This window comes from Tessaracoccus sp. MC1756, from assembly GCF_014164735.1.
Taxonomy (GTDB): Bacteria; Actinomycetota; Actinomycetes; order Propionibacteriales; family Propionibacteriaceae; genus Arachnia.
Genome location: NZ_JACJFZ010000003.1, coordinates 57,673 through 79,746, shown reverse-complemented (window position 1 = coordinate 79,746; position 22,074 = coordinate 57,673). Strand labels below are relative to the sequence as shown.

Genomic DNA, 22,074 nt, shown 5'->3' with positions numbered 1-22,074 from the left:
AGCCTGGCCGGTGTGCTCGACCTCCTCACCTCCTCACCGCTCCTGACCATCATGCTCGTGGTGGCGCTCGGCGCCGCTGTCGGCATGATCCCGTTCGGGCCGTTGCGGTTCGGGGCGGCAGGGGCGCTGTTCGTCGGCCTGTTCTTCGGCGCGCTCGAACCGGCGCTGGGGGAGGGCCTGGGCCTCGTGTCCACGCTCGGCCTGGCTCTGTTCGTCTACACCGTGGGCGTCGCCGCGGGTGAGACGTTCTTCGCCGACCTGCGCAAGCAACTTCCGTTCATGGGTCTGGCGGTGGGCGTCATCGCCGTCGTGACGGTGGTGGCGATCCTGATGGGCGGCGCGCTCGGGCTGGGTCCCGGCATGATCGCCGGCGTGTTGGCCGGTGCGCTGACGTCGACCCCCGCCCTCGCCGCGGCGACGGCCGCGACGGGCAGCGCCGAAGCCGCCGTGGGCTATTCGCTGGGGTATCCGGTCGGCGTGGTGCTGGCCATCATCGTGGTTGCGCTCGTCGTGAACCGGCGGTGGCCCGGCCGCAAGGACGAGCCGTCCGCCAACGCCGAGGGCATCGTCGCTGAATCCGTGGAGGTGGACCGCACCTCGTCGCTGCGCATGGTGCCGGGCTGGGCCGATGAAGCCATCAAGATGAGCTACCTGGTGCGCGACGGCCGCACCCGCGTCGTCTCGCCCGGCGAGGAACTGTTGCCGGGGGACCGCGTCCTCGTGGTCGGGGCGCCCAACGCGGTGGGCCGGGCGGTGGAGTTCCTCGGCACCCGGCTGGAGCAGGAACTCACCACGGACCGCGGGTCCGTGGACTTCCGCCGCTTCGTGGTCTCGTCGAACCACGTCGCCGGCCACGCGGTGGCGCAACTGAACCTCCCCAGCCGGTTCGGCGGGGTGATCACCAGGGTGCGCCGCGGCGACGCGGATCTGCTGGCGCGAGACGACCTCGTCCTGCAGCTCGGAGACCGTGTTCTCGCGGTGGGCCCCCAACGCGACCTCGACGCCATGGGCTCCTTCTTCGGCGATTCAGAGCGCAAGGTCTCAGAGGTCGACGCGCTGGCGCTCGGCCTGGGCCTCGTGCTCGGCCTGCTGCTGGGGGCGGTCACCGTCCCGCTGCCCGGCGGGATTGACTTCTCGCTGGGCCCGGCGGCGGGCCCGCTCGTGGTGGGCATGATCCTGGGAGCCGTGCACCGCACCGGCCCGCTGCTGTGGTCCATCCCGTTGTCGGTGAACCTGACCATCCGCCAGCTCGGTCTGCTGTTGTTCCTTGCGACGGTGGGTCTGGCGTCCGGCCCCATGTTCGCCTCGCAGGCCCTCAGTGGCACGGGTCTCCGCGCGGGTGCCCTCGCGGCCGCTGTGGTCATCGCCTCCGCCGTGGCGTTCCTGGCCGGCGCCCGCACCATGGGGCTCTCGGCGCCGCGGGCTGCGGGTGGTTTCGCCGGCTACATCGGCCAGCCGGCGATCCTGGCCTTCGCGAACGAGCGCGTGAACGATGACAGGGTCGAGGCGGGCTACGCGGCGCTGTTCGCGCTGGGCATCATCGCCAAGATCGTGGCGGTCCAGGTGCTGGCGTCAATGGTGGGCTGACCCGGCGGGCCGTCGCCAGAATGGGGACCGGCGGTGGCAGGGTAAGCTGTGGAGCCGTTGGTCCGTAGTGGAGGTTGGTTGTCTGTGGCTGAGAATTTCGTTCACCTGCACTGCCACACGGAGTTCTCGATGCTCGACGGCGCGGCCCGCATCCACGACCTGTTCAAGGGCGCGGAGGAGATGGGCATGCCGGCCCTCGCCATGACGGACCACGGCAACCTCTACGGTGCCTACGAGTTCTACAAGGCCTCCAAGAACTACGACGTCAAGCCGATCATCGGCCTCGAGGCCTACCTGACGCCCCGCACCCACCGCTCTGAGCGCAAGCGCGTGCAGTTCGGCGACGGTACCGGTGATGACGTCGCGTCGAAGGGCGCCTACACCCACATGACGATGTGGGCCTCCAACAACGAGGGCATGCACAACCTCTTCAGGCTCTCCACAAGGAGCTCCCTCGAGGGCTTCTTCTACAAGCCCCGCGCAGACCGGGAACTGCTCCACCAGTACGGCACGGGCCTGCTGGCCACCACGGGGTGCCCGTCGGGCGAGGTGCAGACGTTCCTGCGCCTGGGGCAGTACGACAACGCCCGCGCAGCCGCCGGCGAGTTCCGCGACATCTTCGGGGAAGGCAACTTCTACGTCGAACTGATGGACCACGGCCTCGACATCGAGACCAGGGTCCGCAAAGACCTATTGCGCCTGGCGAAGGACCTCTCCCTGCCGCTGGTGGCCAGCAACGACCTCCACTACGTGCACGCCCACGATGCCGACGCCCACGACACCCTGCTCTGTGTCTCGGCCGGTTCGCGGAAGGCGGAGACCAGCCGGTTCAAGTTCGACGGCAACGGGTACTACCTCAAGTCCGCCGAAGAGATGCGCTCGCTGTTCCGGGAACTCCCGGAGGCGTGCGACAACACGCTCGCCATCGCGGAGCGGATCGAGACGAAGTTCGACGAGGGCATGGGCACCTACATGCCCCGGTACCCCGTCCCTGAGGGCGAAACCGAGGACTCCTGGTTCCACAAGGAGGTCGAACGCGGCCTGCAGGCGCGCTACCACGGCAACATCTCCCAGGAGGTGCGTGAACGCGCCGAGTTCGAGACCAGCATCATCGCCTCGATGGGCTTCACCGGCTATTTCCTCGTGGTCGCCGACTTCATCAACTGGGCCAAGAAGAACGGCATCCGGGTCGGCCCCGGCCGCGGCTCGGGTGCAGGTTCCATCTGCGCCTACGCACTGCGCATCACAGATCTCTGCCCGCTGCAGCACGGCCTCCTGTTCGAACGGTTCCTGAACCCGGAACGCGTCTCCATGCCGGACTTCGACATCGACTTCGATGATCGCCGCCGCGGCGAGGTCATCCAGTACGTGTCGGAGAAGTACGGCAACGACAAGGTCGCCCAGATCATCACGTACGGCTCCATCAAGGCGAAGGCCGCGGTGAAGGACTCTGCGCGCGTGCTCGACATGCCGTTCGCCATCGGCGAGCAGATCACCAAGGCCATGCCGGCAGACGTCATGGGCAAGGGCGTGTCGCTGGCAGACCTGTTCAACGAGCAGCACAAGCGCTACGCCGAGGGCAACGAGTTCCGTGAGCTGTACCAGTCGTCGCCGGACGTGCGAACCGTCGTCGACACGGCCAAGGGCCTGGAGGGGCTCAAGCGCCAGTGGGGCGTCCACGCCGCCGGCGTGATCATGAGTTCGCATTCACTGATCGACATCATCCCGCTCATGAAGCGCGAGGCCGACGGCGCGATCATCACCCAGTTCGACTACCCGGGCTGCGAGTCCCTCGGCCTGATCAAGATGGACTTCCTGGGGTTGCGCAACCTCACCGTCCTGGACGACGCGGTGCGCAACATCAAGCTGAACCGCGACTTCGACCTCGACCTCGACGCGCTCGTCGAGGACATGAGCGACAAGGCCGCCTACGACCTGCTGGCCAGCGGCGACACCCTGGGCATCTTCCAGCTCGACGGCGGCGGCATGCGCACCCTGCTGCGCCTCATGCAGCCGGACCACTTCGAGGACATCTCCGCGGCCCTGGCCCTGTACCGGCCCGGTCCCATGGGCGCGCAGTCCCACACCAACTACGCCCTGCGCAAGACCGGCCAGCAGGAGATCGTCCCGATCCACCCGGAGCTCGAGGAACCACTCGCGGACATCCTCTCCACCACCTACGGCCTGATCGTCTACCAGGAGCAGGTCCAGCAGATCGCCCAGCGCGTGGCCGGCTACTCCCTGGGCAAGGCAGACCTGCTGCGCCGTGCCATGGGCAAGAAGAAGAAGGAGGTCCTCGACGCGGAGTTCGTTCCGTTCTCCGAGGGCATGCGGGCCAACGGCTTCTCCGACGGCGCCATCAAGGCCCTGTGGGAGATCCTGATCCCGTTCTCCGACTACGCCTTCAACAAGGCGCACACCGCCGCCTACGGCGTCATCTCCTACTGGACCGCCTATCTCAAGGCGAAGTACCCCGTCGAGTACATGGCGGCGCTGCTCCAGTCGGTACGCGATGACAAGGACAAGTCCGCCCAGTACCTCGCCGAATGCCGCCGCATGGGCATCGAGGTGCTCCCACCGGACGTGAACTCCTCCGAGGTCATGTTCACGCCTGTGGGCGAACACATCCGCTTCGGCCTGGGCGCCGTCCGCAACGTCGGCGACAAGGTGGTCACGGCCTGGGTGGAGGAGCGCAAGCGCCTCGGCCCCGCGTCGGACTTCCACGACTTCCTGGACAAGGCGCCGCTGCTGATCTGCAACAAGCGCGTGGTCGAATCGTTGATCAAGGCCGGGGCCTTTGATGAGATGGGCCACGCCCGGCGGGCCCTGATGAGCATCTACGAGAACGCCGTCGACGCGGTCATCGACCTCAAGCGCAACGCGGAGCACGGCCAGGACGGGTTCGACTTCGGTTTCGGTGCCGAGGTCGACGACACCAGTTCTGCGCTGCGCGACACGGTGCCGGAGATGGACGAATGGGACCGCCGCACCAAGCTCGGCTTCGAGCGCGAGATGCTGGGCCTCTACGTGTCGGACCACCCGCTCAACGGGCTCGAGCACGTCCTGCAGGCCAACTCCGAGCGGTCCATCTCCTCGGTCGCCTCGCCGGACGGCTACCGTGGCCCCACCAAGGTGTGTGGCCTGATCACCTCGGTCGCCCGCCGCGTCAACAAGGCCGGCAACATCTGGGCCATCATCAGCGTGGAGGACCTCACCAGTTCGCTGGAGGTCACAGTCTTCCCACGGGTCTATGACCAGGTGGCGCAGTACCTCGAGCCGGACACCATCATCGCCGTCAGCGGCGTGGCGGAGGACGGCGAGGACCGCGGCCGGATGCGGGCCCAGCAGATCATCACGCCGCACGTCAGCGCCGAAGGCAACGTGGGCCCGCTCGCCCTGTCGCTGCCGGCGGTGCGCTGTACCCCCAGCTTGGTGAACCGCCTGAAGGAGATCCTTGCCCTGTACCCCGGCGCGGCCGAGGTGCACCTCAGCCTCCGGACCGGCGACAAGATCAAGACCTTCCGCCTCGGCGACGGTTACCGGGTGGACCTCACGTCGGCGCTGTTCGCAGACCTGAAGGCCGTCCTGGGCCCGGCGTGCGTCGGCATGGGACGGGGCGTTGATGTCTGACGGCCTCCTCGTCGTCACCCGGCGCAGCCAACTCGCCGAACTGTGGGACAACAGCTGGTGGCGCCTCATCGTCTTCGTCGCCGCGTCGGTGCTGGTCGGCGCCCTCGGAGGTCTCCTCTGGGCCGCCACCGCGCCCCGGCCCACGTACCAGATCCAGGAAGACCTCACCGCCCTGATCTCCGAGCGCGGCCAGGCGGCCATGATCGGCGCAGACGCCAGCTTCGTGCTGATCACCGGGATCATCGGGGCCGCCGTGGGCCTGGTGGGCTGGTTCGTCCTGTACCGCCGAGGTTGGCTCGTGATCGTCGGATCCGTCCTGGCCGCAGTCGCAGCCGCGCTGATGACGTGGCGGCTGGGGCTGGCGGTGGGCACCACCGGGTTCGCACAGCGGCTGGCTTCGGCCTCGGCCGGCGACGTCGTCGCGGTGGACCTCCAACTCCGGTCCCTGGCCGCCCTGATGGTGGCCCCTTTCACCGCCATCACCCCTGTCATGCTGCTCGCGGCGTTCTGGCCGGAGCCAGGGGATGAGCAGGAGTCAGAGGAGCCTGAGCCCACGCAGTAGGATGGGTTACCGTGCTGCGCATTCTTGATTTCACCGGGGCTCAGGGGCCCTACCGGGCCATGTTGCCCCGCGGGTCGTTCGACGTGGACGCCGCGGTGGAGGTGGTGCGGCCCATCGTCGACGACGTGGCTGCCCGCGGTGAGCAGGCGCTGCGCGAGTACTCCCAGAGGTTCGACGGAGTGACCCCGGACTCGCTCCGCGTGCCTGCCGCTGAGCTGGCCCGCGCCGCCGCAGAACTCGACCCGGACCTGGCCGCCGCCTTCGCCGTGTCCATCCAACGGCGCCGTCAGGTGGCCCAGGACCTGGAACTCGATGCGAACCCTGCCCCCGCCGTCCTCGCCGACGGCGCCCGTGTCGGCCTGCGCAACATCCCCGTCGGCCGGGTCGGCCTCTACGTGCCGGGCGGCCTCGCGCCGCTGGCCTCCTCGGTCATCATGAACGTGGTGCCGGCGCAGGTGGCCGGAGTGCCGTCGATCGCCGTCGCGTCGCCGCCCCAGAAGGAGTTCGGCGGGCTGCCGCACCCCAACATCCTGGCGCTGTGCCACATCCTCGGCGTGGAAGAGGTCTACGCCGTCGGCGGTGCGCAGGCCGTCGCCATGTTCGCCCACGGCGTCGAGGGCCTGTGCGAGCCCGTCTCGCTGATCACCGGCCCGGGCAACATATACGTGGTGGCCGCCAAGCGCCTGCTCCGCGGGCTCGTCGGCATCGACTCTGAGGCCGGCCCCACGGAGATCGCCATCGTGGCAGACGACACCGCGCACCCGGCCTACGTGGCCGCAGACCTCATCTCGCAGGCCGAACACGACCCGTTGGCAGCCTCCGTGCTGATCACGCCCTCGGCCACGCTGGCCGAGGCCGTCCAGGTGGAGGTGACCCGGCAGGTGGAGGTGCAGAAGCACCACGAGCGCATCCGCACCGCGCTGACGGGCCCGCAGTCCGCCGTCGTGCTGGTGCGCGACCTCGACCAGGCCGTCGCAGTGGCGGACGCCTACGCCGCCGAACACCTGGAGATCCAGACGGCCAACGCGGAGGCGGTGGCCGCGCGTATCCGCAACGCCGGGGCCATCTTCGTCGGCGACTTCGCCCCCGTCTCGCTGGGCGACTACTCCGCGGGTTCCACGCACGTGCTGCCCACCGCGGGCTGCGCCTGCCACTCGTCGGGTCTCAACGTGCGCTCCTTCATGCGCACCGTGCACGTGATCGGCTACACCGAGCAGGCCCTGATGGCCATCGCAGACGGCGTGGAGAAGTTCGCGCTGGCCGAAGACCTGCCCGGCCACGCCGCGGCCATCACGGTGCGGAGGGCCCAGTGATCACGCTCGACGACCTCCCGCTGCGCGCGGATCTGGTGGGGGAGGAGCCCTACGGCGCACCCCAGCTGGACGTGCCGGTGGTGCTCAACGTGAACGAGAACCCCTACCCCCCGTCACCCGCCGTCCGGCAGGAGATGGCGGCGGCGATCGTCAACGCCGCAGGCACGCTCAACCGCTACCCGGACCGCGAGGCGCGTGCACTGCGGGCGGATCTCGCCGCCTACCTCGGCCACGGCCTGACGGCAGACCGGATCTGGGCGGCGAACGGGTCCAACGAGATCATGAGCCACCTGCTCACCGCGTTCGGCGGGCCGGGGCGCAAGGTGCTCACCTTCACACCCACGTATTCCATGTACCCGGAGTACGCGCGCAACACCTGCACGGAGTACGTGACCGTACCGCGCCGCGACGACTACACGCTCGACGCCGAGCTCATCCTGGGTGCCATCGCCGAGCACCGGCCCACCGTCGTCCTCATCACCTCGCCGAACAACCCGACGGGCACCACCGTCGCCTTGGAGGTCATCGACGAGGTGTGCGCCACCACGGACGCCATCGTGGTCGCCGATGAGGCCTACCAGGAGTTCTCCAGCCGCCCCAGCGCGCTCGAACTGCTCGACAAGCACCCCCGCCTGGTGGTGTCGCGCACCATGAGCAAGGCGTTCGCCTTGGCCGGTGGCCGCGTGGGGTATCTGGCTGCGGCCTCGGCCGTCGTGGACGCGTGCCGGATCGTGCGCCTGCCGTACCACCTCAGTGCCCAGACCCAGGCCGTCGCGCGCGTGGCGCTGGCCCACGCCGACGAGCTCCTCGCCCGGGTGCGCGAACTGACCGCCGAGGCCCGCGGCTTCGAGGCCTGGGCGCGCGACCATGGCTACGCCGTCATCGACTCGGAGGCGAACTTCTCGCTGATCGGATGTTTCCCGGACCGGCACCAGGTCTGGCAGTCACTGCTGGACAGGGGCATCCTGATCAGGGAGACCGGCCCGGACGGCTTCCTGCGGGTCTCCGCCGGCACCCCGGCCGAAATGGCCGCCCTCAAAGAAGCCCTCACAGATCTCCAGCCCGAAAGGCAGCCATGACCCGCACCGCCACCGTCGAACGCATCACCAGCGAGTCGTCCATCAAGGTCACCCTCGACCTGGACGGCAACGGCACCTCGCAGATCTCCACGGGCATCGGCTTCTACGACCACATGCTCACGGCCCTGTCCAAGCACTCGCTGATCAACCTCACCGTCGAGGCGGAGGGCGACCTGCATATCGACGGGCACCACACCATCGAGGACACCGCCATCTGCATCGGGCAGGCGCTGAGGGAGGCGCTGGGCGACAAGTCCGGCATCCGCCGCTACGCCTCCGCGGTAGTGCCGCTCGACGAGGCAGTCGCTGAGGTCGTCGTGGACGTCGCCGGCCGCCCGTACGTCACCTGCCAGGGGGAGCCCGACGGCCAGGTGTACGCCCGCATCGGTGGTTCCGGCGTGCCGTACGCCGGTTCCATGACGTACCACTTCTTCGAGTCGCTGGCGCTCAACGCCGGCCTCTGCCTGCATCTCACGCTCCGCGCCGGCCGGGATCCGCACCACATCGTGGAGGCCGAGTTCAAGGCCCTCGCGCGGGCACTGCGCGACGCCGTCGAGATCGACCCCCGTCAGCAGGGCATCCCGAGCACGAAGGGTGCACTCTGATTCGCCGGGTCGGCCTGCTCGACTACGGCTCGGGCAACCTGCACTCCGCCGCCCGCGCGTTCCGCAACGCGGGGGCTGAGGTCGTCGTGTCGGCGGACCACTCCGAACTCCTCCGGCAGGACGGCCTCGTCGTGCCGGGAGTCGGCGCCTTCGCCACCTGCATGAGCGGGCTGGCGGGGGTCGGCGGCGTGGACCTCATCCGGCGCTGGGCCGAAGCCGAGCGCCCGCTCCTCGGGATCTGCGTCGGCCACCAGATCCTCTTCTCCGCCGGCCACGAACACGGTATCCGTGCCGACGGTGTCGGCCTCTACGACGGAGAGGTCACCGCCCTGGAGACGCACCGGCTGCCGCACATGGGCTGGAACACGGTGGCGGCCCCGCAGGGTTCGCACCTCTTCGAGGGCCTCACGGAGGAGCGCTTCTACTTCGTGCACAGCTACGCCGCTCGGACCGCACCGGGGGATGCCCTCGTCACCACGGCTCAGCACGAGGACGTCAGTTTCGTCGCCGCCGTCGAACGCGGTGTCGTGTCGTCCACCCAGTTCCACCCCGAAAAGTCGGGCGCTGCGGGGGCACGCCTCATCGGTAACTGGCTGACCGGCTTCTGAGCGACGGGCCCGGAAGGGGTGCAGCATAGGCCGGTCTGGGCCATACTTTCCCCAGACATCCGGCAAGGAGGCCAGCATGATAACTGCACTGACCCACATCAAGACCGAACGTGGCGCGCTTGAGTCGGTGGTGGACCGACTCGGGTCCATCGAGGAGGTGGTGGAGATCTTCTCCATCACGGGAAAGTGGGACCTGCTGGCACACATCCAGGTGCCGCAGTACGAGAACCTGTCGGACGTCATCAACGGGAAGATCACCCGCCTGCCGGGCATCGCCGATACGCGCACGGTCACAGCCTTCCAGCAGCACAAGTTCCGCCGGGCCGACGAGGAACGCCTGAGCTTCGAGCCAAGTTCTGAGGGCCTTTCCGCCGGACGCGCCACCATCGCCCCCGTTCTCGCGAAGCTTGCAGATGGCTACAACCTGGAGAAGGTGGAGGTCGCCTCTGTGGTGGAGGCGATTGCTGCCAACCAACTCACTGACGTCCAGATCGCGGGCTTCCTGGTCGGCCTGACGAACAAGGGACCCACGGTGAGTGAGGTCGCCGCGATCGCGACCGCGATGCGCGAGCATGCGCTGCCCATCTCGGTGGATGGCCAGGGCGATCTCACGGATCTCTGCGGCACCGGCGGTGGAGCGGCCACCTTCAACGTGTCGACGGCGGCTTCCTTCGTCGCCGCAGCCGGCGGGGTGCGCGTGGCCAAGCACGGCAGTCGCTCCATCTCGTCCAAGTCGGGTTCCGCCGACGTCCTTGAGGCCCTCGGCGTGCACATCGACCAAACGCCACTGCAGGCTGCCGAACTGATCGAGAACATCGGCATGAGCTTCCTCTACGCTCCGACCTTCCATCCCATCATGGCCACAGTGTTCGGACCCGAGAACCAATTGGGCATCAAGTCGATCTTCTTCACCATCATCGGACCGCTGATCAACCCGCTCCGCGCCCGGAACCACATCATGGGCGTCTACAAGCCAGAGCTCGTCCCCATGATGGCCAAGGTGATCGCCGAGATGGACTTCCGGCACGTGTTGGTGGTGCACGGTCTTGACGGCCTCGACGAGTTGTCGCTCCTGGGCGCCACCAGCATCGCCGACGTGAAGGACGGGCACATCGACTACCGGGAGGTCACTCCTGAAGACTTCGGTCTCAAGCGGTGCCGGATCGAGGACATCGCTGGAGGCACTCCAGAGGAGAACGCTGCGTCGATCCGCGCGATCTTCGCCGGAGAGGACACCGGCCCGCGGCGCGACTACCTGGCGCTCAACGCGGGTGGCGCGCTGTACACGGCAGGCAGGGTCGAAAGCCTGCGCGACGGCGTGGCGATGGCCTTCGACCTCATCAGCTCCGGCGCCGCCCAGCGCAAGCTGGAGGAGCTGGTGGCCGCGACCAGTGAGCTCCAGTGAGCCTGACCGCCTCTATACGGGCACGCCAGCGCGAGGGACGCTTCCCTGTCATCGCCGAGGTGAAACACCGGTCGTCCAAGGAGGGTGATCTGCTGCGCGGGCGCGACCCGGTCGACTATGCACGGTTACTCGCGACCCAGCCGGTCGCTGGCATCAGCGTGGTCACCGAGCCGGTCCACTTCGGTGGTTCGATGGAGGTGCTACGCGCTGTTGCCGCCGCTGTGGGCGTGCCGGTGCTACACAAGGATTTCGTCACGAGCCGCGAGCAGATCGATGTTTCCAGAGAGATGGGGTCGGCGGCGATCCTGCTGATCGCCGAGCACCTTACCGACGACCAGTTGAGGGACCTGGCGGCCCACGCCCTCGCGGTCGGCCTGGAACCACTCATCGAAGCCCACACTGCTGATGAGGCGCGTAGGGTCGCTGCCGTCGACACGCCACTGGTCGGCATCAACAATCGCGACATCACGGTGTTTGAAGTCGATGACACAGATGTGGCCCGTACCCAGGAACTCGCCGGGCTCTACCCGCCCGGTCGTCTGGTTCTGTCCGAGTCGTCCCTCACCGGCTCAGAGGACGTTCGCCGCGCCGCGCTGGCCGGAGCGGACGGCGTGCTGGTGGGTACCGCCTTGCTGAAGGCCGACGACGCAGCGATGTGTCTGCGCAGCCTCATAGGCGTCGGGTGGCCTGCGTGACCTGGGTGAAGATGTGTGGCGTCACCCAGGCTGATGAGGTGATCATGTGCGCCGCTGCCGGCGCTGACGCGCTGGGGTTCGTCGTGGACTATCCCGCGGACGTGCCATGGAACCTGACCCTCGCCGAAGCCGTGGCACTGTTTGCCGTGGTACCAGTGGGCGTGGAACGCGTCCTGGTGGCCGGCGACGACCCTGCCGCCGTGTTGTCCCTGGCGGAAGCGCTCCGACCGGACGCCGTCCAGCTCCACGCCGACGAGGGACCCGAGACCACCCGGTCTCTGGCCGCGGACCTGCACGGGATGGGCATCCGGATCCTGAAGGCGCTGCGCTTTTCCGTCGAAAGCGGAGGCGTCATCACGGACCACGACGTGCCGCAGGATCCAGTCGCGGCTGCCCAACACATGGTGCGCCTCGGCGTCGATGCACTCCTGGTCGACTCCATCAGCAGCACCCAGGTGGCGGGGACCGGTCGCACCGTGGATCTTGCCGTGGCGCGCAGCATCCGCGACGCGGTCGCCGTCCCCGTGATCCTCGCCGGCGGGTTGGCTCCGGGGAACGTGGCCGAGGCCATTAGACTCGTGCGCCCCCATGGCGTGGATGTCATCAGCGGGGTCGAGGCTCGACGACGGGTCAAGGACCCTGCGAAGGTGACGGCGTTCACCGCCGCGGTCCACGGTGTCGGAGACGCGCCGACCGGGTAGGGTTGTGCGTCGTGGAGAAGCTTCAACTGTTGCCCGCCGTCGACGTCCAGAACGGCCAGGCCGTTCAACTGGTGCAGGGCATAGCCGGCACCCAGAAGGAATTCGGCGATCCCCTCGAGGCCGCGCTGCGCTGGCAGGAAGGCGGTGCCGAATGGCTTCATCTGGTGGACCTCGATGCGGCGTTCGGCCGTGGCAACAACGGTGACCTGCTGAAGGACATCGTCGGCAAGCTCGACATGTCGGTCGAGATGTCCGGCGGTATCCGTGACGACGAGTCGCTGGAGCGCGCGCTGGCCACCGGCTGCCGCCGGGTCAACATCGGCACCGCAGCCCTCGAGAACCCCGAGTGGTGTGAGCGGATCCTCGCCCGCTACGGCGACCGGGTCGCCATCGGCATCGACGTGCGCGGCGAGAACCTCGCGGCCCGCGGCTGGACCACCGAGGGTGGCCCGTGGCACGAGGTGGTGGACCGCCTGACGGCGGCAGGTTGCGAGCGCTTCGTCGTCACAGACGTGAACGCCGACGGCATGCTGACAGGTCCCAACACAGATCTCCTCCTCGAGGTCGCCGAACGCAGCGGCAAGAAGGTGATCGCCTCCGGCGGTATCGCCACCCTGGACGACCTGCGTGCCCTGCGCCGCCACGTCGACCGCGGTGTGGAAGGTGCCATCGTCGGCACCGCGCTCTACGTCGGTCGGTTCACGATCGGCGAGGCGCTCGCCGTCGCAGAGGGCGCCATCGATGGTTAGGCCTCCGGCCAGCACGTTCGGTGCTGTAGATCCCGGGCACGGGCATGTGCCCCCGCTGCTGACGGGCCGTATCAAGGACCTCCTCGCGGGCAGGAAGATCGCCATGACCGGCGTGACCGGGTTCATCGGCGAGCAACTCCTCTGGAAGGTCCTCACCGAGTGCCCGGATACCGCCACGGCCGTCCTGGTGCGCCGCAAGGGGTCGATCACGGCGGAGAGCCGTGTCGTGTCCCTGCTGAAGAAGAAGATCTTCAAGGACGTCGTGGAGCAGGCCGGTGGAGTCGCTGAGCTCATGGCTGCCCGCGTCCAGGTGATCGAGGGCGACCTGCCCCACGTGCCGGACCTGCCGCGCGACATCGACGTGCTGGTGCACTGCGCCGGCGACGTGTCCTTCGACCCGCCCATCGACCAGGCCTTCATGACCAACGTGGTGGGCACCAAGGCGCTGCTGGGCAAGCTGCGTGAAGCCTGTTCGGATGCGGACGGCAACCTGGTCCGCGTGCCGCACTACGTGCACGTCTCGACGGCGTACACCGCCGGTCGTCGCCGTGGCGCCATCCCCGAAGCCGCGCACGTCCACAACATCGACTACGAAACCGAGACGGCCGCCGCGCTGGCCATGGCCGAGCACATCGAGGCCCGTTCCCGCAGCGCCGAACAGCTGACGGTCCTGCGCAAGGAGGCGGAGGCCCTCCACCGCCAGGCCGGCTACCTCACCACCTCGCAGGACACCGAGCGCCGCCGCCTGGAATGGGTCAAGAAGGAACTCGTCTCCGCGGGTACCGAGCGGGCCCGGTCATTGGGCTGGACCGACGTCTACACCTTCGCCAAGGCGATGGGGGAGCGCGTCGTGGCAGACCTCACCCACGACATGCAGGTGTCGATCTTCCGTCCGGCCATCGTCGAATCCTCGCTCCGGTACCCGGACCCCGGCTGGATCGAGGGTTTCAAGATGGCAGATCCCCTCATCCTGGCCTACGGCCGTGGCCAGGTGCCGGAGTTCCCCGCCTCGCCGGATGCCGTGATCGACGTCATCCCCTGCGATTTCATCGTGAACGGCCTCGTGGCGGTGTGCGCCACCCAGCCCACCGTCGGTGAACCCGAGTATTACCACGGCGCATCCGGCGCCCGTAACCCGCTGACGTTCCGCGGGATCTACGAGCACGTGCGCAGCTACTTCAGCAAGCACCCGTACACCTCGGGGCAGGGCTCCACGCCGCTGTCCACCTGGAACTTCCCGGGGGCTGAACCCATCGAGAAGCTCATGCGGGTGGCGGACACGGGCCTGAAGGTGGGCAACAAGCTGCTGAGCTACGCGCCGCGGGGCAAGCGGACCCGTGCCATGGCCGCCAGCCTCGACAAGACGTCGAAGACGCTGGACTTCCTCGGCAAGTACCTCAGCCTCTACGGCGAGTACCTCCAGTCGGAGCTGCACTTCGTCGACGACAACACCTTGGCGCTGCACCACTCGTTGCATGAGGACGACAAGGAGCGCTTCGGCTTCGATTCCGCCTCCTTCGACTGGACCCACTACATGGAGGAGGTGCACATCCCGGCAATCACAGATCCGGTGCGCCGCCTCGAAGCCGTGCGCAAGCGTCGTCAGGCACGCGCCGCCACGTTCAAGGAACTGAAGCCCGCGGAGCCGGGCACTGTGCTCGCCGCCTTCGACCTTGACGGCACCGTCATGGCCACCAACGTCGTGGAGACCTACCTCTGGGCGCGGCTGCCGGAGCTCAGCCCCGTGCGCAGGCTCGGCGAAATGGCGAGCATCGCCATGCAGCTGCCGCTCTACCTGGGCGCCGAACGCAGAGACCGCGGTGTCTTCCTGCGGTCGATCTACCGTCGGTACGCCGGGGCGGACCTGGAGGCGCTCGAGGCTTACGTCGACGAGAAACTGGCGCCGCTGATCCTGGACCGGATGTCGCCGGACGCCATCCGCCGCATCCGCGAGCACCGCGACGCAGGACACACCACCATCCTCATGACGGGTGCGGTGCGTCCGCTGACCAGGCCGTTCGAAGGGCTGTTCGACAGGATCGTCGCGGCAGAACTCGCCACCGATGAGCATGGGCGCTGCACGGGCTTCCTGAGCGGTCCACCGATGGTCGGCGAGTCCCGTTCCGCCTGGCTCAACCACTATGCCAAACTGCACGGTTTCGATCTGAGCGCCAGTTACGGCTACGCCGACAGCCATGTCGACCTGCCGATGCTCAGCACCGTGGGCAACCCCGTGGCCGTCAGCCCCGACATCGGCCTCATGCGTGCGGCCCGGTCCAAGGGCTGGTCGATCGTCGAATGGCCGGAGATGTCTCCGCTGCCGCGCTGGAAGATGTCGTGAACGGAAAGGATCAATGATGGCTCGTCCCGGTTTTGTACTCGAGGTCGACGACAAGACCCCGCCCATCATGGCCCCGGCCGGCGCTGAGCTCCGCCTCGAGCGGCTCGGCATTGGTACCAGGGTCGTCTACCCGGCGGACGCGGTGCCCTCGAGCGATCCGGCGGCGCTGATCGACTCTGCGCTGACGGCACCCCTGAACGCAGAGGCGCTGGCCTCGCGGCTGCGTGAGGACACCAAGCTCACCATCGTGATCGCCGACGGCGGACTGCCGCTGCCTCGACCCCAGTTCGACCCGCGCCGAACCCTCGTGGAGCGGGTGTTGGAAACCGCGGCGCGCGCCGGCGTCGACGACGTCGAACTCGTCGTCGCCAACGGGCTGCGTCAGCGCTGGTCACCCACGCAGATCACGGCGGTCCTCGGCGATCGCGTCGCCAGCAGCTTCCTCCCCGACGGGCTGATCACCAGCCACGACGTGACCAGCGAGGACCTGGTCACCATCGGCGAGGCGGCCGGCGGGCCCGTGAGGCTCAACCGCCGCGTCGCAGAGTCAGATCTGGTCGTGGTCATCGCGCTGGCCTCCGGGTTCTCCTCCGGTTGCCCCCTGTCGGAGGGCCTCACAGACCTCGGCACGGTCAACCGGATGGCCGGCGCCAACGCCACCGAGGAGGCCCGCACCGCCGTCGAAGAGCTCGTGCAGCAGAAGGTCGACGCGTTCGCGTTGGTGGCCGTCCTCGGCCAGCCCCTGCTCAGCAGCAACATGCGTTTCGTCTCGAAGCGTGAATGGGAATGGAACCTCGGCGACAAGCTGGCCTACGCCGGCGCCCGCCAGGTCATCGGCGCCTTGCCCCGCAACGGCGCCTCGCTGGTGCACAGCCGCATGGCGGCCGATTACGCCATCATTGATGTCGTGGCCGGTGAACCCACCGCGGTGCGCCACGACGCGGCGCTGGTCTGGCAGGCGGGCAACTCCGTCGAGGTCCAGGGGGCAGCAGACGTGCTGGTCGTCCCCGTGTGGGGCGCTGCCATCGAGGAGGGCCCCATCGGGTCGCCGCTCGACGCCGCCCACCATGCGCTCGTGACGGCTGCCGGTTCGCATCTCGGCACTCCGTACGTGCGCCCGGGGGGAGTGGTCATCGCGTTTCACCCCTTGTCGAACAAGTTCTCCAACCGCCGCCAGTCGGCCGGCGCGGACTTCTTCGCCACGGTGCTGCCGGCCAGCACCGATCCGGCTGAGATCGCGGCGGAGTTCGAGCCCCGGGCGATCAGCGACGACTGGTACATCAACCTGTACCGCAAGCAGTTCGCGCACCACCCGCTGCGTGCCTTCCACCGGTGGTACCGCACCGCGGCCGCCACGCAGGACGTGTCCGACGTGATCTGGGTGGGCGCGGACCGACGCAGCGCTGCGCTGCTCGGTCACCGGGCCGCCAGCACCTACGCCGACGCCCTCGAGATCGCCGCAGACGAAGTGGGGAGGCAGCCGGACATCACGTTCCTGCGCGGCCCCGGTCTGGCGCTGGGCGACGTGCGATGACCCGTCATCTCCCGTCCTGGGCCCAGCCCCGGCGCTCGAAGCCGAAACCGAGACTGACCCTCGTCTCGGACCTGATCCGGCTCTTCCAGGCCGTGCCGGGTCGTCGCCCGGCGGGTGCCCCGAAGCAGGAGCGGACCGGCCTGGAGTTGGCCGGCCGGATGCAGCTGCCGCAGGGTCACCTGACCCTCAGCCTGCTGTCGCTGCGTTTCGACATCGAGTTGGTGGGCATCGACACGCTCAACGGGTTGCGTCAGCCGCTGGTGTTCGCCGTCAACGAGCAGGGCGTGCTGGACTACCAGATCCTGCGGATGGCGTTGCCGTCCCGGATGCGCCCCACCAACGTCGGCCTGTCCCGCGCCCTGGTGCGGGGCCGCAACGTGGTGAGCTTCACGGACGACCCCCCGCACGGGCGGCTCGTGGGCGACTTCACCACGGTCGCCGCGGAACTGGCCAACCAGCACAACGTCGCAATCATCCCGGTCGGGCTCGCCGGCACCTTCAAGTTGAAGGACATCCTCAAGTTGCCGCTCACCACCAAGCCCAAGGTGTCCATCCGCTTCGGGGCCCCCATCTATGTGCGGGGGCGCTCACTGGCGGAGGCCACCGCTGAGCTGCAGCTCCGCGTCGAACAACTCGTCCACGAGGGCGAACTCACCTGGTGGACGGTGGAGCGACGCCGCCAGGGGCACGGCGAACCCGCTGCGCCCACGCCCACCCCCCGGTGGCGCCGACTCTGGGACCAGACCGCCCCCAAGCCGGAGGACCGGAATCGAATCTGGCGATGAGGTGAGCGCGATGGAAGCCTACGTCGAACCTCACCTCACCTGGCGGCTCCTGACTGCGGACGACGCCATGGAGGTCGACGAGTTCTGGCAGCAGCTCGAGGCCCTGGACAACTCCGTGCTGTCCGGCGTGGCCACGTTGATCACGGACTCCGGCATGCAGATGGCGGAGGGGATGGCGGTCGGCGGATGGGACGCCTACTCGTCCCTGTCCGCCTTCGGCATCAGCTACGTCGCGGAGGCGGACCCGCCGCGGATCTACCTCATGGGCGGCGTGCACCCCGTCCATCGGCACCAGTCCATCGGCACCGCGCTGTTCCGGTGGCAGATGAACCGGGCCATCGCCTGGCGCGACCAACACCACCCCGGGCAACCGCTGTGGCTGGGCTGTTACGCGGAGCTTGACCGCCCCGGGACGGAGAAGGTCGCCCGGAAGCTGGGGTTCACCCCTGAGCGCTTCTACTACGACCTGCAACGCTCGCTGCGCCACCCGGTCCGCCACCACGACGTGCCCGGCATCACGTTCACGCACTTGACGGATGCACTGGAGGAGGACGTGAGGGTGCTGCACAACACGTGCTTCGCGCCGCTCGGCGGCTCCGAGGTGACCACGGTGGACTGGCGGCATCGCCTCTGCGAGGCCACCTTCCGCTACGACTGGTCCTTTGTCGCCCTCGACGGTGAACGCGTCGTCGGCTACGCCATGAGCGGTGTCGACCAGGAGGGTGACACCGACGAGGCGCTCGGCGGTTGGACGGAGCGGTTCGGGGTCCATCCTGACTACCGGGGTCGCGGCATCTCGCTGGCCTTGATGGAGCACTGCCTCAACGCCATGCGCGATTCGGGCTGTGCGGAGGCGGGCATCGGCGTCGACACCGTCGACGGCGAAGGCATCAAGCGCTTCGCGGCAGATCTGGGCTACGCGACACGCGATGCCGTCGCGCTGCTGTCCACCGTGGTGGAGTGAGCGGGCCACGGTAAGCTTCGCTGAGCACAGAATTTCCAGAGCAGAGAGAGTGGGGTCCGATGTCGGGGCATTCCAAATGGGCGACGACGAAGCACAAGAAGGCAGTCATCGACGCCAAGCGCGGCAAGCTCTTCGCCAAGCTCGTCAAGGGCATCGAAGTTGCTGCACGTCTGGGCGGCGGCGACCCTTCAGGTAACCCGGCACTCGAGCTGGCCATCCAGAAGGCGAAGAAGTCTTCGGTCCCCAACGACAACATCGACCGCGCCGTCAAGCGCGGCTCAGGCGCCGAATCGGGTGCGGCCGACTACGAGACGATCATGTACGAGGCCTACGGCTCCGCGGGCGTCGGCCTCCTGATCGAATGCCTCACGGACAACCGCAACCGCTCCGCCTCCGAGGTCCGCGTCGCGGTCACCCGGAACGGCGGCAGCATGGCCGACATCGGCTCGGTCCAGCGGGGCTTCTCCCGCATGGGCGTCATCGATGTCCCCAAGGTCCAGGACGGCAAGGAGGTCTCGGAGGACGAGGTCCTCGAGGCAGCCCTCGACGCCGGGCTCGAGGAGGTCGTCGACGACGGCGACAGGTGGGAGGCACGCTGCGACCCCAATGACCTCGACGAGGTGCGCAAGGCCGTGGAAGCCGCCGGGTTCGACTGGGAGGTCGCCGAGGTGCAGTTCGTCGCATCCTTCGAGACACCCGTCGACGACGTGGACGTCGCCAACCGCGTATTCCGCATCATCGACGCCCTGGAGGACTGCGACGACGTCCAGAACGTCTACTCGAACCTCGACCTGACGCCTGAGGTGGCCGCCGCACTCGAAGAAGAGGAGTGACCGCACGGGCATGCGAGTCATCGGCATCGACCCCGGCCTGACCCGGTGCGGTATCGGCATCGTCGACGGCACCGTCGGTCGTCCGCCCCGACTGGTCGCCGTCGGCGTGGTCCGCACGCCCGCAACCCTCGATGTCGCCCGGCGCCTCGTGGCGCTGGAGGAGGGCCTCGCCGTCTGGTTCGAGGAGTACCAGCCGGAGGCCGCCGCCATCGAACGCGTCTTCGCGCAGCACAACCTCGCCTCGGTGATGGACACCGCGCAGGCCTCCGGAGTCGCCGCGCTCAGCGCCGCCCGGCGGGGCCTGCCGGTCACCTTCCACACGCCGTCGGAGGTCAAAGCCGCGGTGACAGGCTCCGGCACTGCCGACAAGGCGCAGGTGACGCTCATGGTCACCCGCATCCTCAAGCTGTCAGAGGCACCCAAACCCGCCGACGCGGCAGACGCGCTGGCCATCGCCGTGACCCACGTGTGGCGTGGCACCGGCACGAACCGTTACGCCGCGGCAGTCGCGGCAGCCAAGGGGAAGCGATGATCGCTCAACTCACCGGCACCGTGCTCAGCGCCGGGGCCACCGAATGCGTGCTCGACGTGGGGGGCGTCGGCTACCTGGTCTTCATCACGCCGTCGACGGCGGCGGCCCTGCGCCCAGGGGAGGTCACCACGCTCCACACATCGCTGGTGGTGCGCGAGGACTCGATGACGCTCTACGGTTTCAGCGGGCCCGGGGAACGGGAGGCATTCATCGTGTCCCAGATCGCCTCGGGAGTGGGGCCCAAACTGGCCCTGGCCATCGTCTCGGTGCTGGGCCCGGCGGAGTTACGCCGCGCCGTCCAGACGGAGGACATCCGTCGGTTGACCTCGGTGCCCGGCATCGGCACCAAGGGCGCCCAGAAGCTCATCATCGAACTCAAGGACAAGGTCGTGGCCCTCGGGCTCGACGACGGGGACGGGCGGGGGAGCGAGCCGGTCGCCGGAGGTGGCGAGGAGCAGTGGCGCCACCAGGTCAGCGAGGGGTTGCAGTCGCTCGGCTGGTCCGCGCGCGATGCCGAGTCGGCCTGCGACAACGTGGCCCCTCTCGTCGAGGAGGATCCAGCCATGCCCATCGGCAAGCTCCTGCGCGCCGCGCTCAACTCGCTTGCGAGGCGATAGTGGACCACGCAGAGACAGACCCCTACGCCCAGGTCGAGGAACGCGACTACGAGGCGGCGTTGCGGCCCAAGACCCTCACGGAGTTCGAGGGCCAGCCCCGCGTCCGCGAGCAGTTGGGCCTGGTGCTCGACGCGGCCCGCCACCGGGGCACGACGCCGGACCACGTGCTGCTGTCCGGCCCGCCCGGGCTCGGCAAGACCACACTTGCGATGATCATCGCCGAGGAGATGGGCGTCACCCTGCGGATCTCATCTGGCCCGGCCATCCAGCACGCCGGCGACCTCGCCGCCATCCTCTCGGGCCTCGACGAGGGCGAGGTACTCTTCCTCGACGAGATCCACCGCCTGTCGCGTCCCGCGGAGGAGATGCTCTACCTCGCGATGGAGGACTTCCGCGTCGACGTCATCGTCGGCAAGGGCCCGGGCGCCACGGCCATCCCCATCGAACTGCCCCCGTTCACCCTGGTGGGCGCCACTACGCGCGCCGGCATGCTGCCCGGGCCGCTGCGTGACCGCTTCGGCTTCACGGCGCAGCTCGACTTTTACGACCCGGCGGATCTGGCGGGCATCGTGGTCAACTCTGCGGGCAAGCTCGGCGTCTCGATCCATCCCGACGCCACGGACGAGATCGCCCGTCGGTCCCGTGGCACACCCCGCATCGCCAACCGCCTGCTGCGGCGCGTGCGCGACTTCGCGCAGGTCAAGGGACATCCCGTGGCAGACCGTGGCGTCGCCCGCGCTGCGCTGGAACTCTACGAGGTGGATGAACGGGGTCTCGACAGGCTGGACCGTGGCGTGCTGGCGGCACTCTGCAACCTCTTCGACGGCGGTCCCGTCGGGCTCTCCACCCTCGCGCTGAGCGTGGGGGAGGAGATCGAAACCGTCTCCGAGGTGGCAGAACCCTTCCTCATCCGCGAGGGGCTCCTGGTGCGTACACCCCGTGGCCGGGTGGCCACCCGGGCCGGTTATGCGCACCTCGGCATGAGGCCGCCCGCGCAGAACCCCGTACTCTTCGATTGACCATTTCACGGTACCGGCGCCTCTGGTACTGACTTCTGACCGGCCTCCGCTATTCTGAGCGACGGCCACCAACGTAGGGAGAAGCTCCATGCCACCCGGATTTGACCTGATCATCATGATCGTGGCGATGATCGCCCTGTTCTACTTCATGATCATCCGCCCGCAGCGCAAGCGCATGCAGCAGCATCAGGAGATGCAGCAGCAGTTGGTGCCCGGCGCCCGGGTCCTGCTGACCTCCGGCATGTTCGGCACCGTCGTGCATGTCGGCGAGCGTCAGCTCATCGTCGAGCTCGCCCCCGGCGCCGAAGTCACCGTCCTCAAGGGGAACGTGGCCCGTACGGCCAACCCTGATGAGGAGGAGTTCGAGTTCGACGACGCACCGGCGGATGTCCTGAGCACCGAGCCGGTCATCACCGACGAGGAGTTCCAGGCCATGTACGGCTCTGACGAGCAGGCCGACACCGAACCGTCCGCTGACGTGACGGACCCGAACCGCAACGAGGATCCCAAGTAAC

Annotated in this window: 20 protein-coding genes; all 20 read left to right on the top strand. The window is 68.4% G+C overall.

Annotation, left to right across the window (positions count from 1 at the left end; translation table 11 throughout):
• The first annotated feature begins 3 nt into the window (after positions 1–3).
• The 20 genes from H5393_RS09505 (at position 4) to yajC (ending at position 22,073) form a co-directional block, all read left to right on the top strand.
• On the top strand, positions 4–1,587 hold the full coding sequence (locus H5393_RS09505) for an aspartate:alanine exchanger family transporter (protein ID WP_370585973.1): 1,584 nt from the start codon (positions 4–6) through the stop codon (positions 1,585–1,587).
• Between the two features lie 84 nt (positions 1,588–1,671).
• Complete coding sequence (dnaE, locus tag H5393_RS09500) at positions 1,672–5,217, top strand: DNA polymerase III subunit alpha (RefSeq protein WP_182766455.1); 3,546 nt, start codon at positions 1,672–1,674, stop codon at positions 5,215–5,217.
• On the top strand, positions 5,210–5,779 hold the full coding sequence (locus tag H5393_RS09495; RefSeq protein ID WP_182766454.1) for a hypothetical protein: 570 nt from the start codon (positions 5,210–5,212) through the stop codon (positions 5,777–5,779). The genes dnaE and H5393_RS09495 overlap by 8 nt, the downstream gene beginning before the upstream one ends.
• A gap of 11 nt (positions 5,780–5,790) precedes the next feature.
• Positions 5,791–7,092 carry a histidinol dehydrogenase gene (hisD, locus tag H5393_RS14615; RefSeq protein ID WP_370585967.1) on the top strand — a complete coding sequence of 434 codons (1,302 nt, stop codon included), beginning with the start codon at positions 5,791–5,793 and terminating at the stop codon, positions 7,090–7,092.
• A complete protein-coding gene (locus H5393_RS09485) occupies positions 7,089–8,171 on the top strand; it encodes a histidinol-phosphate transaminase (RefSeq protein WP_182766453.1) in 1,083 nt (360 codons plus the stop codon). The genes hisD and H5393_RS09485 overlap by 4 nt, the downstream gene beginning before the upstream one ends.
• Positions 8,168–8,776, top strand: a complete 609-nt coding sequence (gene hisB / locus H5393_RS09480; protein WP_182766452.1) for an imidazoleglycerol-phosphate dehydratase HisB — start codon at positions 8,168–8,170, stop codon at positions 8,774–8,776. The genes H5393_RS09485 and hisB overlap by 4 nt, the downstream gene beginning before the upstream one ends.
• Complete coding sequence (hisH, locus tag H5393_RS09475) at positions 8,773–9,384, top strand: imidazole glycerol phosphate synthase subunit HisH (protein ID WP_220488346.1); 612 nt, start codon at positions 8,773–8,775, stop codon at positions 9,382–9,384. Before hisB ends, hisH begins: the two co-directional genes overlap by 4 nt.
• A 76-nt stretch (positions 9,385–9,460) precedes the next feature.
• Positions 9,461–10,789, top strand: coding sequence for an anthranilate phosphoribosyltransferase (gene trpD / locus H5393_RS09470; RefSeq protein WP_182766451.1), 1,329 nt, complete (start codon positions 9,461–9,463; stop codon positions 10,787–10,789).
• On the top strand, positions 10,786–11,484 hold the full coding sequence (locus H5393_RS09465) for an indole-3-glycerol-phosphate synthase (RefSeq protein ID WP_182766450.1): 699 nt from the start codon (positions 10,786–10,788) through the stop codon (positions 11,482–11,484). Before trpD ends, H5393_RS09465 begins: the two co-directional genes overlap by 4 nt.
• Entirely contained in the window at positions 11,481–12,185 is a 705-nt protein-coding gene (locus tag H5393_RS09460) for a phosphoribosylanthranilate isomerase (protein WP_182766449.1), read from the top strand. Before H5393_RS09465 ends, H5393_RS09460 begins: the two co-directional genes overlap by 4 nt.
• An 11-nt stretch (positions 12,186–12,196) precedes the next feature.
• Complete coding sequence (gene priA, locus H5393_RS09455; protein WP_182766448.1) at positions 12,197–12,934, top strand: bifunctional 1-(5-phosphoribosyl)-5-((5-phosphoribosylamino)methylideneamino)imidazole-4-carboxamide isomerase/phosphoribosylanthranilate isomerase PriA; 738 nt, start codon at positions 12,197–12,199, stop codon at positions 12,932–12,934.
• The gene (locus H5393_RS09450) at positions 12,927–15,275 is read left to right on the top strand and encodes an HAD-IB family hydrolase (protein ID WP_182766447.1); all 2,349 of its coding nucleotides are present in this window, start codon (positions 12,927–12,929) and stop codon (positions 15,273–15,275) included. The genes priA and H5393_RS09450 overlap by 8 nt, the downstream gene beginning before the upstream one ends.
• A gap of 13 nt (positions 15,276–15,288) precedes the next feature.
• Positions 15,289–16,809, top strand: a complete 1,521-nt coding sequence (locus H5393_RS09445) for a lactate racemase domain-containing protein (protein WP_182766446.1) — start codon at positions 15,289–15,291, stop codon at positions 16,807–16,809.
• Entirely contained in the window at positions 16,806–17,594 is a 789-nt protein-coding gene (locus tag H5393_RS09440) for a hypothetical protein (RefSeq protein WP_182766445.1), read from the top strand. The genes H5393_RS09445 and H5393_RS09440 overlap by 4 nt, the downstream gene beginning before the upstream one ends.
• A 10-nt stretch (positions 17,595–17,604) precedes the next feature.
• The gene (locus H5393_RS09435; RefSeq protein ID WP_182766444.1) at positions 17,605–18,558 is read left to right on the top strand and encodes a GNAT family N-acetyltransferase; all 954 of its coding nucleotides are present in this window, start codon (positions 17,605–17,607) and stop codon (positions 18,556–18,558) included.
• 59 nt (positions 18,559–18,617) lie between these two features.
• A complete protein-coding gene (locus H5393_RS09430; protein WP_182766443.1) occupies positions 18,618–19,391 on the top strand; it encodes a YebC/PmpR family DNA-binding transcriptional regulator in 774 nt (257 codons plus the stop codon).
• Positions 19,392–19,410: 19 nt separating this feature from the next.
• Positions 19,411–19,923 (top strand): crossover junction endodeoxyribonuclease RuvC, encoded by a 513-nt coding sequence (ruvC, locus tag H5393_RS09425; protein WP_370585972.1) that lies wholly within the window; start codon positions 19,411–19,413, stop codon positions 19,921–19,923.
• Positions 19,920–20,540, top strand: a complete 621-nt coding sequence (gene ruvA / locus H5393_RS09420; RefSeq protein ID WP_182766441.1) for a Holliday junction branch migration protein RuvA — start codon at positions 19,920–19,922, stop codon at positions 20,538–20,540. The genes ruvC and ruvA overlap by 4 nt, the downstream gene beginning before the upstream one ends.
• Positions 20,540–21,559 carry a Holliday junction branch migration DNA helicase RuvB gene (gene ruvB, locus H5393_RS09415; RefSeq protein WP_182764705.1) on the top strand — a complete coding sequence of 340 codons (1,020 nt, stop codon included), beginning with the start codon at positions 20,540–20,542 and terminating at the stop codon, positions 21,557–21,559. The genes ruvA and ruvB overlap by 1 nt, the downstream gene beginning before the upstream one ends.
• A gap of 88 nt (positions 21,560–21,647) precedes the next feature.
• Positions 21,648–22,073, top strand: a complete 426-nt coding sequence (yajC, locus tag H5393_RS09410) for a preprotein translocase subunit YajC (RefSeq protein WP_182766440.1) — start codon at positions 21,648–21,650, stop codon at positions 22,071–22,073.
• Position 22,074 lies beyond the last annotated feature (1 nt).

Excerpts from the sequence above, each read along its gene's own strand:
- H5393_RS09495 (WP_182766454.1), top strand. The coding sequence starts at position 5,210 with ATGTCTGACGGCCTCCTCGTCGTCACCCGGCGCAGCCAACTCGCCGAA.
- yajC (WP_182766440.1), top strand. The coding sequence starts at position 21,648 with ATGCCACCCGGATTTGACCTGATCATCATGATCGTGGCGATGATCGCC.
- H5393_RS09450 (WP_182766447.1), top strand. The coding sequence starts at position 12,927 with ATGGTTAGGCCTCCGGCCAGCACGTTCGGTGCTGTAGATCCCGGGCAC.
- H5393_RS09440 (WP_182766445.1), top strand. The coding sequence starts at position 16,806 with ATGACCCGTCATCTCCCGTCCTGGGCCCAGCCCCGGCGCTCGAAGCCG.
- H5393_RS09435 (WP_182766444.1), top strand. The coding sequence starts at position 17,605 with ATGGAAGCCTACGTCGAACCTCACCTCACCTGGCGGCTCCTGACTGCG.
- H5393_RS09430 (WP_182766443.1), top strand. The coding sequence starts at position 18,618 with ATGTCGGGGCATTCCAAATGGGCGACGACGAAGCACAAGAAGGCAGTC.
- trpD (WP_182766451.1), top strand. The coding sequence starts at position 9,461 with ATGATAACTGCACTGACCCACATCAAGACCGAACGTGGCGCGCTTGAG.
- H5393_RS09445 (WP_182766446.1), top strand. The coding sequence starts at position 15,289 with ATGATGGCTCGTCCCGGTTTTGTACTCGAGGTCGACGACAAGACCCCG.
- hisB (WP_182766452.1), top strand. The coding sequence starts at position 8,168 with ATGACCCGCACCGCCACCGTCGAACGCATCACCAGCGAGTCGTCCATC.
- ruvA (WP_182766441.1), top strand. The coding sequence starts at position 19,920 with ATGATCGCTCAACTCACCGGCACCGTGCTCAGCGCCGGGGCCACCGAA.